This window comes from Tardiphaga sp. 768_D3_N2_1 (genome assembly GCF_052076105.1).
In the GTDB taxonomy this organism is placed as follows: domain Bacteria; phylum Pseudomonadota; class Alphaproteobacteria; order Rhizobiales; family Xanthobacteraceae; genus Tardiphaga.
In genome coordinates this window covers 3,475,089-3,486,626 of sequence record NZ_CP197245.1, presented here as the reverse complement: position 1 = coordinate 3,486,626, position 11,538 = coordinate 3,475,089, and the positions used below count along the sequence as shown (strand labels likewise).

Below are 11,538 nucleotides of genomic sequence, written 5' to 3'. Positions count from 1 at the left end.
ATCCACGTCTTGGCCGCAAGCACAGAAAGCCGTGGATGGCCGGGACAAGCCCGGCCATGACGGAGAGTGGAAGTGTCAGACCGGATCCCAGCTGAAGATGTCAGCCGAACGGTCGAGCTTGTAGAAGGACGGCTTCAGCGCCGGCATGCCGTGCTCGGCGAGGGTCTGCGGGGTCCAGCCTTCGTCGCGATGGACCGAGCGCAGCGGACGCGACTGGCCCATCAGGAAGATCTCGTTCATGCGCGCGGCGAAGATCTGCCCGGTGACGTCCTTGCCGGCGTCCGAGAGCAGATAGGCGACAAGCGGTGCGATCTTTTCCGGACCCATGCGCTGGATCCGTTCGACGCGGGCCTTCTCGGCTTCGGTCTCGGTCGGGATGCTGCCGATCATGCGGCTCCAGGCGAAAGGCGACACGCAGTTCGAATTGACGCCGAAGCGGCCCATGTCGAGCGCGATCGACTTCGACAGGCCGACGATGCCGAGCTTGGCGGCCGAATAATTGGCCTGGCCGAAATTGCCAATGAGGCCCGAGGTCGAGGTGAAGTGCACGAACGAGCCGGAGTTCTGTTCGCGGAAGTAACGCGCGGCGGCATGCGAGGTGTAGAACGAGCCCATCAGATGGACCTTGATCACCATCTCGAAGGCATCGATCGACATCTTGTGGAAGATCGCGTCGCGCAGGATGCCGGCATTGTTCACCACGCCGTCGATCTTGCCGTAGGTGTCCACGGCCTGCTTGATGATCTTGCTGGCCGGGATCGCTTCGGCGACCGACTCGAAATTGGCAACGGCGGTGCCGCCGGCCTTGGTGATTTCCTCGACCACCTGCTCGGCTGGTGCCGCGCCGTCGCCGCCCGAACCGTCGGTGCCGACGCCGGGATCGTTGACGACAACCTTGGCGCCTTCAGCGGCGCAGAGCATCGCAATGCCGCGGCCGATGCCGCGACCCGCGCCGGTGACGACAATGACCTTGCCGTCGAGTGATTTGGTAGATGCCATGTGGTGGTTCCTCTTGGTGGTGGTTGTATTGTTTGAGCTCGTCATTCCGGGGCGAACGCGGCGTCAGCCGCGGGCGAACCCGGAATCCCGAAATGGCTTGGCGCTGTCGGAGACTCCCAGGTCGAGATTCCGGGTTCGCGACCGCCAAGTGGCGCTCGCGCCCCGGAATGACAGTTATCTTTCGTTCGTGAAAATCACCGTGCCCGACGCGGCGAACATACCGCCGACGCCGTGGCACACGGAGATCTTCGCGCCATGAACCTGCGCCGGCGCGATGCCGCGCATTTGTCGCACGCTCTCCTGTAGCGCATACATGCCGTACATGCCGGAATGCATATAGCTGAGGCCGCCGCCATTGGTGTTCATCGGCAGCTTGCCGCCGGGGCGGGTGTTGCCGTCGGCGATGAACTTGCCGGTTTCCTCATGCGGCATGAAGCCGAGGTCGCCCAAACCATACAGCGGCAGATGCGCGAAGGCGTCGTAGATCATCAGGTGATCGACGTCCTTATGCGTGATACCGGCTTCCTGGAACGCAGTCGGTCCGGCCACGCGAAACGCGCGCGACGAGTTGAACGTTTCCATCTGGCTGACCATCGGTGTCTCCACGCTCTCGCCGGTGCCCAGAATATAGACCGGCTTGTTCGGGAAATCCTTGGCGCGATCAGCCGACGTCAGGATCAGCGCGCCGCCGCCATCGGTGACGAGGCAGCATTGCAGGATGCGGAACGGATAGGCGATCATCTTCGAGTTCAGCACATCCTCGACCGTGATCGGCGCCTTCATCATCGCGCGTGGATTCTTCGCGGCCCATTCGCGCTGGAACACGGCCACCGATGCGATCTGCTCGTGGGTGATGCCATGGGTCTTCATGTAGCGCAGCACCGGGATCGGGAACATGCTGGGCGGGCCGTAGACGCCGTATGGCGCCTCGAACTGGCCTTGCAGGCTGTCCGCGGGAATCGAGCGCGGCAGTTTGCCGATCATCGACTTGCCGGATTCTGCATGCGTGATCAGCACGGTCTTGCACAGACCCGCCTCGATCGCTGCGGCCGCATGGCGAACATGCAGCATGAAGGAACAGCCGCCAACGGAGGTTCCGTCGACCCAGGTCGGCGTGATGCCGAGATAATGCGCGAGCTGCTGCGGCGTTTCCACGGCAGTGGCGATGCCGTCGATGTTGGACAGTTTCAGCCCGGCATCCTTGATGGCGTTGAGTGCCGCATCCGCGTGAAGCTGGATCTGCGACATGTTCGGGATGACGCCGAGCTCGGTGGTCTCGGCTGCGCCGACAACGGCGACTGCGTTTCTGCGCATGATCTCAGCCCTTCGCCGGACGGAATACGGGGAGGGTGAGCGTCTCGTCGACCTTCTCGAACGCGACTTCGAGCTTCATGTCGAGCACGAGTGCCTCGGGCGTCTGCGGACAGTCGATGATGTTGCTCATCAGCCGCGGGCCTTCCTCGAGTTCGACCACGGCAATCGCATAAGGCGGCGTGAAGCCCGGCGCGGCAGGCCGGTGATTGATGACATAGCTGTAGAGGAAACCCTTGCCCGAGGCCTTGAACACCGAGACCTTGCGCGAGGCGCAGCCGGGGCAGAATGGCCGCGGCGGAAAATAGACATTGCTGCAATCGTCGCAGCGCTGCAGGCGCAATTCGCCGGCTTTTGCGCCGTCCCAGTAATGCTGGGTTTCCGGTGTCGGTTTCGGCCGCGCGCGCGCTGGTTCAGCCATGTCTCGTCTTCTCTCCCTTTGTCGGTGCCTTGATCGATGTCTTAATCGACGTCTTGGGCGGGGATTGGACCCCGCTCGTTGTCTTCGCGATGGACATTCCACATTCCACCGTCATCGGTCCAGCGCGCGGGCTGCATGGCCGTATCTGCTGACTGCGGGGCGCCGTGGAATTCGGGGTGGGAAACGTGCGAGGCTTGTCCCGCTGCAACCAGGCAGGGTAGGTTGGTATGGATGGTTCAGGGAGCATGACGTGAAGCTGCGCGAGATCGCCCATTCCCGCACAGGTGACAAAGGCAACATTTCCAACATCTCGGTAATTGCCTTTGACGCAAAGCTATATCCGTTGATAGTATCGCAGGTGACCGCCGCGCGCGTGAAGGCCCTGTTTGCGGGCATCGTCGCGGGCGAGGTGGTCCGCTATGAACTGCCCAATCTGGCGGCCTTGAATTTCGTCATGGATCAGGCGCTTGGCGGCGGGGTGACGCGATCGCTCGCGCTCGATGCGCATGGCAAATCGCTCAGCTCCGCGCTGCTCGATCTGGAAATTGACGATACTTTCGGCGATACCGACCGGGCGCCGTGACCACTTGCGGGTCCGGCAAGACACACAGGATGCCGCGACCATGAGCAACGACTTCCACCAGACCGCCCCGACCCTCGCCAGCCTGGCCGCCGATCTCGCTGCTGGCCGCACCACCTCCCGCAAACTGGTCGAAGCCTGTCTGGCCAAAATCGCCGATCCGAACGGCGAGGGCGAGCGGACCTTCATTCACGTCGACAAGGATGCGGCACTCGCCGCCGCCGATGCCATGGACGCGCTGCGCAAGGCCAATGCCGCGCCGTCGCGCTATGCCGGCATTCCGGTCTCGATCAAGGACCTGTTCGACATCAAGGGCCAGGTGACCCGCGCCGGTTCGCGCGCGCTGGAAGATTCCGCGCCGGCCGATGCCGATGCTCCGACCGTCGCACGCCTGCGCCGCGCCGGCTTCGTGGTGATCGGCCGCACCAACATGGTCGAATTCGCCTATTCAGGTATTGGCACCAATCCGCATTACGGCACACCCAAGGGCGCGTGGAAGCGCGAGGTCGGCCATGTGCCGGGCGGATCGTCCTCGGGCGCCGGCGTCTCCGTCCTCGACGGCATGGCGCATGCGGCACTGGGCACCGACACCGGCGGTTCCTGCCGCATTCCCGCAGCCTTCAACGGCATCGTTGGCTACAAGCCAACCCAGCGCCGCGTGCCGCTCGACGGCGCGGTGCCGCTGTCCTTCACGCTCGATAGCATCGGTCCACTCGCACGCTCGGTCGCCTGCTGCGCGGCGATGGATGCGGTGCTTGCCGGCGAGCCGGAATTTGAACTCACGCCGCGCCCGATCAAGGGCATGCGCCTCGCGGTGCCGACCACGCTGGCGATGGACGACCTCGATCCTGTCGTGGCATCGGCCTTCGAGCGCGCGCTGAAGAAGCTGGCCGACAAGGGCGCGATCATCGAGCGCATCGAGGTGCCTGAGTTCAACGACATCGCGCCGATGAGCACCAAGGGCGGCTTCACCGCTGCGGAGAGCTATGCCTGGCATCGCTATCTGCTGGCCAGCAAGGGCGACGTCTATGATCCCAGAGTCGCGCTGCGCATCCAGCGCGGCGAGACCCAGAACGCCGCCGACTATCTCGACCTGCTGCCGATGCGTCGTTCGCTGATCGCACGCACCGAGAAGCGCATCGCGCCTTACGATGCGCTGGTGCTGCCGACCTGCGCGATCACGCCGCCGTCGATTGCCGACATGGCCGACGACAAGGTGTTCTCGAAGCAGAACCTGATGGCGCTGCGCAATTGCACGCTGATCAACATGATCGACGGCTGCGCCATCTCGCTGCCGATCCACGCCAAGGATGAAGCGCCTGTCGGGTTGATGCTGGCAGCCGCCGGCGGTTCCGACCGTCGCATCTTCGAACTCGCCGCGGGCATTGAAACCACCGTTCGCGGTTAATTTCTGAAACCTAAGGATACACGCATGACCACCGAGATCGCGTTCACGCTGGACGCAAAAGGCACCAAGACGCCGCTGACGCTCAAGATCACCCAGGGCGTCATCGCCGGCTGGACCGGCCGCGATCCCGTCGCGCGCGATCATCACATCAAGGAACTCGAGGCGCTCGGCATCGCGCCGCCGGCCTCGACGCCGATCTACTATCGCTGCTCGGCGCGCCGCTTCACCACCGATGGCATGATCGAATGCACCGACGAGAATTCGTCGGGCGAAGTCGAGTTCTGCCTGATCGCATCAGGCGGCAAGACCTATGTCGGTGTCGGCTCCGACCACACCGACCGCAAGGTCGAGACCTACAACATCACCGTGTCGAAGCAGATGTGCGACAAGCCGATCGCGCCGGTGGTGTGGGAACTGTCCGAACTGCTTCCCCATTGGGACCAGATCATTCTGCGCTCCTGGGCGACCATCAAGGGCGAGAAGGTGCTGTATCAGGAGGGCCTGCTGAGCGGCATGCTGCCAGTGGCCGAACTGATCAAGAAGGGCTTTGACAGCGACAAGCTGCCTGACGGCACCGCTATGTTCGGCGGCACCTTCGCCGCCAAGGGCGGCATCCGCCCGGCCGACCGCTTCGACTACGAGATCGAGGATCCGGTGCTGAAGCGCAAGATCAGCCATGGCTATGATGTGAAGACATTGCCGGTGGTGGGGTAAAGTCACGCGCCGGCCCATCGCTCCCTCGCCCCGCACTTGCGGGGAGAGGGCGGGGTGAGGGGCCTTCGCTACTGCCAACGACGATCTCGGTTTCGCGGGTCTCTCATTCTTCGATCCGATGGTTCGGAATTTCCCTCGTCGCTGCTGCTATGCCCCTCACCCGCCGCGAAGACGCGGCGACCTCTCCCCGCAAAGAGCGGGGAGAGGTTAGGCATCCAGAAATCGGGTGGCTTCACCCATCCATCTCCCCAAAATGGCCAACAGGCCATGACAACGTGATCGCGGCCGGATGACGGAGGCGATGACATGGTTTCACTGGCGAAGAAGAGCGCCGAGCGCGGCGACCTCGCGCAGGCGCGCGTCGATGCCATCGACTGGCAGCGTATCTCTACCGATCTCGACGCCCAGGGCTGCGCGGTATTCGAGAAGCTGCTCACCGCCGATGAGTGCCGTCACCTCGCATCGCTCTATCCCGACGACAGCCGTTTCCGCAGCCGCATCGTCATGGGCCGCCACGGCTTCGGCCGCGGTGAATACAAGTATTTCAATTATCCACTGCCCGATCCGATCGCTGGCCTGCGTCCCGCGCTCTACCGACCACTAAGCGCGATCGCCAATCGCTGGAACGAGACGATGGGGATCGACGTCCGCTTTCCCGCCGATCACGCCGCGTTCCTCAAGCGCTGCCACGATGCCGGACAGACCCGGCCGACGCCGTTGCTGCTGCAATATGAAGCCGGTGACTACAACTGCCTGCATCAGGACCTCTACGGCGAGCATGTGTTTCCGCTGCAGGTCGCGATCCTGCTGTCCGAGCCCTCGGAGGATTTCACCGGCGGAGAATTCGTGTTGACGGAGCAGCGGCCGCGCATGCAGTCGCGTGCCGAAGTGGTAGACTTGCGGCAGGGCGATGCTGTGGTGTTCGCCGTGCATCACCGGCCGGTGCAAGGCACGCGCGGCAGCTATCGCGTCAATCTGCGCCATGGCGTCAGCCGCGTGAAGTCGGGCAGGCGCCATACGCTCGGGGTGATCTTTCATGATGCGAAGTGACGGGACGACTGAACAACCGAGATGACCGACCTGTTCGCAGATATCAGGGATGATCAGCCTGCGCGCGAAGAGCTCGCCGAGGGGGCCGTTCTGCTGCGAAATTTCTTCGCCGCCGAACAGCCGGATGTGATCGCGGCGCTGCGCCTAATCGTGAAGGCGGCGCCGTTCCGCCATCTGGTCACGCCGGGCGGTCACACCATGTCGGTCGCCATGACCAATTGCGGCCGTGTCGGATGGGTCTCGGATCCATCAGGCTATCGCTACGATCCCGTCGATCCCGACAGTGGCAAGCCATGGCCCGAAATGCCGGCGCCGTTTCGCGATCTCGCTGCCCGCGCTGCCGTTCAGGCCGGCTATGACGACTTCACGCCGGATGCTTGCCTGATCAATCGCTACAAGCCAGGCGCAAAGCTCTCGCTGCACCAGGACAAGGACGAGCTGGATCTGCGCGCGCCCATCGTCTCGGTCTCGCTCGGCCTGCCGGCGACATTCCTGTTCGGCGGTCTCACCCGCAGCGCGCCCACGAGGCGCTATCGTCTGACCCATGGCGATGTCGTGGTCTGGGGCGGCCCGTCGCGGCTGGCCTATCACGGCGTCGCGCCGCTGCCGGACGGCACGCACCCGGTCATGGGCGGCCAGCGTATCAACCTGACCTTCCGCAAGACCCGTTGAACGCTTTCCTTGACTGCCGCGACCATTCTATGGTCGGGCGGGGTGAGGGGACCATGAGCGAGCAGGAACGAACCGGCACACAGGCCGCCGCCGGCAATGCTGCGGGCGTCTATCTCGCCGTCCTGCAACTGGTCTTCACGCTCGGCTGGGTCACCTATGTGATCTATCTGCCGAAGCTCGCCGCCGATGCCGGCATTGCACCGACCGTCGTCATCTTCATCCTGATGCTCGATCAGGCGATCTTCACCGTCACCGATACGGCAATGGGTCTGGTCGCCGACAGGGTTGCGCGCGTGGTCGGCCGGCTCGGCCTCATTGTCGGCATCCTCACCGCGGTGTCCTGTGCAGCCTTCGTGGCGCTGCCTTTCGTTGCCGGGCAGGGACCGAAGGCGCAAGTCGCGCTGATCGCATTGATCGTGATCTGGTCGGCGACATCCTCCGCCTTGCGCGCGCCGCCGCTGACGCTGCTCGGCAAATATGCGGCGCGTCCGTCGCGGCCGTTTCTCGCGGCATTGGCCATGCTCGGCTATGGCGTTGCCGGCGCGCTCGCGCCATATCTCGGCGTGACATTGCGCGGTGTCGATGCGCGGTTGCCTTTCGTACTTGCCGGCGTGGTTTTGCTGATCGTGACGCTGGCGCTGTCCCGCGTCGAGCGCGGCCTCGTGCAGGTCAGCGCCCGCGAGGCAAAGGCTTTGCCGGCACCAGGCAAGGCGCTCGGCCGCATGCCCATGCTGTTCATCGCTGCGATGGTCATTCTCGCGCTTGGTTTCCAATTGCATTTCAGCATCAACAGTGCGCCGATGTTCCTGCGCTTCGCCAAGCCGGCCGATCTGGAATGGCTGATGCCGATCTTCTGGATCGGTTTCAACATCGCGATGTTTCCGGCCAGCGCAGTGGTCAAGCGTCAGGGCGGAATTCTCGTCATTGGCGCAGCCGCATTGCTCGGCGCGTGTGTGGTGATCGGCGCGGAGTTTGCCGTGAATCTCAACATGCTGATCGCAGCGCAGTTCATCGCCGGCGCAGCATGGGGCTGCATGATGATGAGCGCGGTATCGGCGGCCATGGCAATCGGCGAGACCGGCGCGGAAGGCAAGGTCATCGGTCTCGTCTTCTCGGCGCTCGCGCTCGCGACCTTCGCACGCATGGCCGCCGTCGCGGGCGGATTGCAGAAGCTGCCTGACTATGCGCCGCTGCTGCACTGGGCGCCTGTCGCATGCTGGGCTGTCGCTGGTGCAGGACTACTGGCGCTTGCTGCGGTTCGGTGGCAGCGGCGGAGCGCATCGATACCAATCGTTTGATGCTTTCCGCGCGTCGGAATTCGATTTAATCGATCGATTAAATTTCGCTGGCCAAGGCATTCGGCCGCCATTACGCTTTCCTCAATAAAAACCAGAACGAGGAAACGACAATGACCCGAATGGGCATATTGGCTGCCATTGCTGTTGCTTGCCTGAACGGTTCGGCGCTTGCCGAACCCATCACCAAACCTCTCACCATCGCCGTGCTGAACGACAAGAGTTCGGTGTTCTCCGATGCCGGCGGCACCGGCAGCGTGGTCGCGGCGCAGCTTGCGATCGACGATGTCGGCGGCAAGGTGCGCGGCCTGCCGGTGAAGCTGCTGGGACCCGATCATCAGAACAAGACCGACATCGGCGTGTCCCTCGCGCGCGATCTCTACGATCAGCAGGGCGTCGACGCGATCTTCGACATCGGCAATTCGGCGATCTCGCTGGCCGTGCAGAACATGGCGCGCGAGCGCGGCAAGGTGCTGGTGCATGTCGGCTCCGCCACCGCTGACGTGTTCGGCAAGCAATGCGCGCCGACCGCTGCGATGTGGCTGTACGACACCTATTCGCTGGCACAGGGCATCGCCAAGGCCGTGGTCAAGCAGGGCGGCGACACCTGGTATTTCATCACGGCGGATTACGCCTTCGGCATCGCCATGCAGGCGGAAGTCTCGAAAGTGGTGGAAGCTGCCGGCGGCAAGGTCCTCGGCGCGGTGAAACATCCGGTCGGCACGATGGATTTCTCCTCCTTCCTGCTGCAGGCTCAATCCTCCGGCGCCAAGGTGATCGCGCTCGCCAATGCCTCGGGCGATACCGTCACCAACATCAAGCAGGCCCGTGAATTCCAGATCGGGGAGGGCAAGCAAAAATTGGCCGTCCTGATCTTCTATCTCACCTCGGTGAAGGCGCTTGGATCGGAAGCCACGCAGGGCGTGCAGTATCTTGAGGGCTATTACTGGGACAATGACGACAAGAGCCGCGAATTCGGCAAGCGCTTCCTCGCCAAGCACGGCAAGATGCCGACCCATGCGCAGGCTGGCGTCTATAGCGCCGTGAAGCACTATCTGCGCGCCGCCGAAGCCGCCAACGAGAATGACGGGTTGAAGGTGATGCGTCAGATGAAGGCGATGCCGGTGGACGACTTCTTCGCGCCGGGCGCGCGGGTGCGCGAGGACGGCCGTCTGATGAACGACATGCTGCTGGCGGAAGTGAAGAAGCCGTCGGAGGTCAAGGGTGAGTGGGACCTGCTCAGCATCAAGGGCAAGGTGAAGGCCGAAGACATCATGCGGCCGATCGCGGATGGCGGATGTACAATGCTGGATCCGCCGGTGAAGCAGTAAGAACACACTCTCACCACGCACCGTCATGCCCGGGCTCGTCCCGGGCATCCACGTCTTCTTCGCTCAGACCAAGACGTGGATGGCCGGAACAAGTCCGGCCATGACGATCGAGAGAGTGGAGGTCCTACGGCTTCTTCGGATGAATGAACGCCCACGGACTGACTTCCGAGTCCCTCGGCACATCCACCGCGATCAGATACGGCCCACCGTCCGCCAGCGCTTTCTCCAGCGCCGGCTTGAACTCCGCCGGTGACGTCACCCTGACCGCACCGACGCCGAAGGATTCCGCGAGCTTGACGAAATCCGGATTGACCAGATCCGCCGCCACCACGCGGCCGTCGAAGACGGTGAGCTGATCGCGGCGGACATTGCCATAGGCATTGTTGTTGAACACCAGCGTCACCACGCCGATCTTGAACTGCACGGCCGTCGCCAGTTCCTGCACCGCGAACATGAAGCCGCCATCGCCGGTGATGGCGACGACAGGCCGGTCCGGCTGCGCGACCTTGGCGCCGAGCGCGGTGGGAAAGCCCGAGCCGAGCGTGCCCTGATAGCCCGAGGTGATGAAGGTGCGCGGCTGGTAGACGGGAAAGCCGAACCACGAGGTGAAACCGACCTGCGACAGCTCGTCGGTGACGATGGCGTTGTCCGGCAGCACGTCGCGCAGGATGTCGAGATAGGCCATCTGCGGCTGGATCGCCTGGATATCTTCCCGCGCTTTCGCGGAGGCTGCGCGGATCGTCTCGCGGCGGCCTGAGGTCTTCGTGTATCCGGCCTTGCTCACGGCGGCGACGAGGGCACGCGTTCCCTCGGCCGCATCGGCAACGATCGGCGCATCGACGGTGAGGCGCCTGAACTCGACCGGATCGATATCGATGCGGATGGACTTGATGCCGTCCGGCCGGAACGGCCAGCGGAAGGTGGTCGGCAATTCCATGCGCGAGCCGATGCCGATCATCAGATCGGTCTGCGGCCACAGATTATAGGCGGCGGCCATGGTCAGCCCGAGCTCATGCGCATTGCTGACGATACCGCGCCCCGAGCGGAATGCGACCACGGGCGCATCGATCATTTCGGCGAGTTCGAGAATGGCATCGCCCGCATCCATCGCGCCTGCGCCGACGAAGATCATCGGCGCCTTGGCAGCCTTGATCAGCGCGGCGGCGGCCTTGATCCGGTCAAGATCAGGCGAGGGCGCTGCGAACGGTTCAAGTGTCGTTGCTGCCGCGGTTTCCGCGCGCTGCGTGAACACGTCCCACGGCATTTCCAGCGCCACAGGGCCGCGGCGGCCGGACATCATCTCCTGAAATCCGCGCGCGACTTTTGTCGGTGCGTCCGCGGGATAGTCGATGCGCTCCGCCCATTTGACGAAACTGCGGAGCGTTGCGAGCTGGTCGGGCATCTCATGCAGATGGCCGCGGCCCTTGCCGAGATAATCCGTCGGCACCTGACCGGTGAGGCACATCACCGGCTCGTTGCAGCCGAAGGCCGTCAGCATCGCCGCACTGGCGTTGAGAATGCCGGGGCCGGGGACGACGCTGAACACGCCGGGCTTGCCGGACGCACGCGCATAGCCGAAGGCCATATAGCCGCAGGCCTGTTCGTGCCGCGCGCCGATGACGTTCAGCTTCGCCTGATGAAAGGCGTCGAACAGGCCATAGACCTGCGCGCCGGGCAGGCCGAACACCGTGTCGACGCCGTGCGCCTTGAGCCCGCTGACGATGGCTTCGCCACCGGTGAGAACAGTCATGCGTATT

The 11,538-nt window shown here is 63.8% G+C and carries 11 protein-coding genes; 7 read left to right on the top strand and 4 right to left on the bottom strand.

Features of this window, described 5'->3' with window-relative positions:
- Nucleotides 1-75: 75 nt before the first annotated feature.
- From AB8A27_RS16465 to AB8A27_RS16455, 3 genes are all read right to left on the bottom strand, one after another.
- On the bottom strand, nt 76-999 hold the full coding sequence (locus AB8A27_RS16465; RefSeq protein WP_441242821.1) for an SDR family oxidoreductase: 924 nt from the start codon (nt 997-999) through the stop codon (nt 76-78).
- A gap of 174 nt (nt 1,000-1,173) precedes the next feature.
- A complete protein-coding gene (locus tag AB8A27_RS16460; RefSeq protein ID WP_441242820.1) occupies nt 1,174-2,313 on the bottom strand; it encodes a thiolase C-terminal domain-containing protein in 1,140 nt (379 codons plus the stop codon).
- 4 nt (nt 2,314-2,317) lie between these two features.
- Nucleotides 2,318-2,731, bottom strand: a complete 414-nt coding sequence (locus AB8A27_RS16455; protein WP_441242819.1) for a Zn-ribbon domain-containing OB-fold protein — start codon at nt 2,729-2,731, stop codon at nt 2,318-2,320.
- 250 nt (nt 2,732-2,981) lie between these two features.
- Between AB8A27_RS16455 and AB8A27_RS16450 the strand changes: the two genes are divergently transcribed.
- The 7 genes from AB8A27_RS16450 (at nt 2,982) to AB8A27_RS16420 (ending at nt 9,781) form a co-directional block, all read left to right on the top strand.
- Nucleotides 2,982-3,314, top strand: coding sequence for an AtuA-related protein (locus AB8A27_RS16450; protein WP_439092200.1), 333 nt, complete (start codon nt 2,982-2,984; stop codon nt 3,312-3,314).
- A gap of 40 nt (nt 3,315-3,354) precedes the next feature.
- Nucleotides 3,355-4,719 carry an amidase gene (locus AB8A27_RS16445; RefSeq protein ID WP_441242818.1) on the top strand — a complete coding sequence of 455 codons (1,365 nt, stop codon included), beginning with the start codon at nt 3,355-3,357 and terminating at the stop codon, nt 4,717-4,719.
- Nucleotides 4,720-4,743: 24 nt separating this feature from the next.
- The gene (locus AB8A27_RS16440) at nt 4,744-5,433 is read left to right on the top strand and encodes a DUF2848 domain-containing protein (RefSeq protein WP_441242817.1); all 690 of its coding nucleotides are present in this window, start codon (nt 4,744-4,746) and stop codon (nt 5,431-5,433) included.
- Nucleotides 5,434-5,739: 306 nt separating this feature from the next.
- On the top strand, nt 5,740-6,483 hold the full coding sequence (locus AB8A27_RS16435; RefSeq protein WP_441242816.1) for a 2OG-Fe(II) oxygenase: 744 nt from the start codon (nt 5,740-5,742) through the stop codon (nt 6,481-6,483).
- Nucleotides 6,484-6,504: 21 nt separating this feature from the next.
- Nucleotides 6,505-7,155, top strand: a complete 651-nt coding sequence (gene alkB / locus AB8A27_RS16430) for a DNA oxidative demethylase AlkB (RefSeq protein WP_441242815.1) — start codon at nt 6,505-6,507, stop codon at nt 7,153-7,155.
- A 53-nt stretch (nt 7,156-7,208) separates the two neighbouring features.
- The gene (locus tag AB8A27_RS16425; RefSeq protein WP_441242814.1) at nt 7,209-8,453 is read left to right on the top strand and encodes an MFS transporter; all 1,245 of its coding nucleotides are present in this window, start codon (nt 7,209-7,211) and stop codon (nt 8,451-8,453) included.
- A gap of 110 nt (nt 8,454-8,563) precedes the next feature.
- Nucleotides 8,564-9,781 carry an ABC transporter substrate-binding protein gene (locus AB8A27_RS16420; protein ID WP_441242813.1) on the top strand — a complete coding sequence of 406 codons (1,218 nt, stop codon included), beginning with the start codon at nt 8,564-8,566 and terminating at the stop codon, nt 9,779-9,781.
- A gap of 124 nt (nt 9,782-9,905) precedes the next feature.
- On the opposite strand, the gene AB8A27_RS16415 is transcribed toward AB8A27_RS16420, so the two are convergent.
- The gene (locus AB8A27_RS16415) at nt 9,906-11,531 is read right to left on the bottom strand and encodes a thiamine pyrophosphate-dependent enzyme (protein WP_441242812.1); all 1,626 of its coding nucleotides are present in this window, start codon (nt 11,529-11,531) and stop codon (nt 9,906-9,908) included.
- Nucleotides 11,532-11,538: the final 7 nt, after the last annotated feature.

What these genes read in the sequence shown, in the direction of transcription:
- AB8A27_RS16455 (WP_441242819.1), bottom strand. Translation starts at nt 2,731, where the DNA reads ATGGCTGAACCAGCGCGCGCGCGGCCGAAACCGACACCGGAAACCCAG.
- AB8A27_RS16465 (WP_441242821.1), bottom strand. Translation starts at nt 999, where the DNA reads ATGGCATCTACCAAATCACTCGACGGCAAGGTCATTGTCGTCACCGGC.
- AB8A27_RS16440 (WP_441242817.1), top strand. Translation starts at nt 4,744, where the DNA reads ATGACCACCGAGATCGCGTTCACGCTGGACGCAAAAGGCACCAAGACG.
- alkB (WP_441242815.1), top strand. Translation starts at nt 6,505, where the DNA reads ATGACCGACCTGTTCGCAGATATCAGGGATGATCAGCCTGCGCGCGAA.
- AB8A27_RS16460 (WP_441242820.1), bottom strand. Translation starts at nt 2,313, where the DNA reads ATGCGCAGAAACGCAGTCGCCGTTGTCGGCGCAGCCGAGACCACCGAG.
- AB8A27_RS16425 (WP_441242814.1), top strand. Translation starts at nt 7,209, where the DNA reads ATGAGCGAGCAGGAACGAACCGGCACACAGGCCGCCGCCGGCAATGCT.
- AB8A27_RS16415 (WP_441242812.1), bottom strand. Translation starts at nt 11,531, where the DNA reads ATGACTGTTCTCACCGGTGGCGAAGCCATCGTCAGCGGGCTCAAGGCG.
- AB8A27_RS16435 (WP_441242816.1), top strand. Translation starts at nt 5,740, where the DNA reads ATGGTTTCACTGGCGAAGAAGAGCGCCGAGCGCGGCGACCTCGCGCAG.
- AB8A27_RS16420 (WP_441242813.1), top strand. Translation starts at nt 8,564, where the DNA reads ATGACCCGAATGGGCATATTGGCTGCCATTGCTGTTGCTTGCCTGAAC.
- AB8A27_RS16445 (WP_441242818.1), top strand. Translation starts at nt 3,355, where the DNA reads ATGAGCAACGACTTCCACCAGACCGCCCCGACCCTCGCCAGCCTGGCC.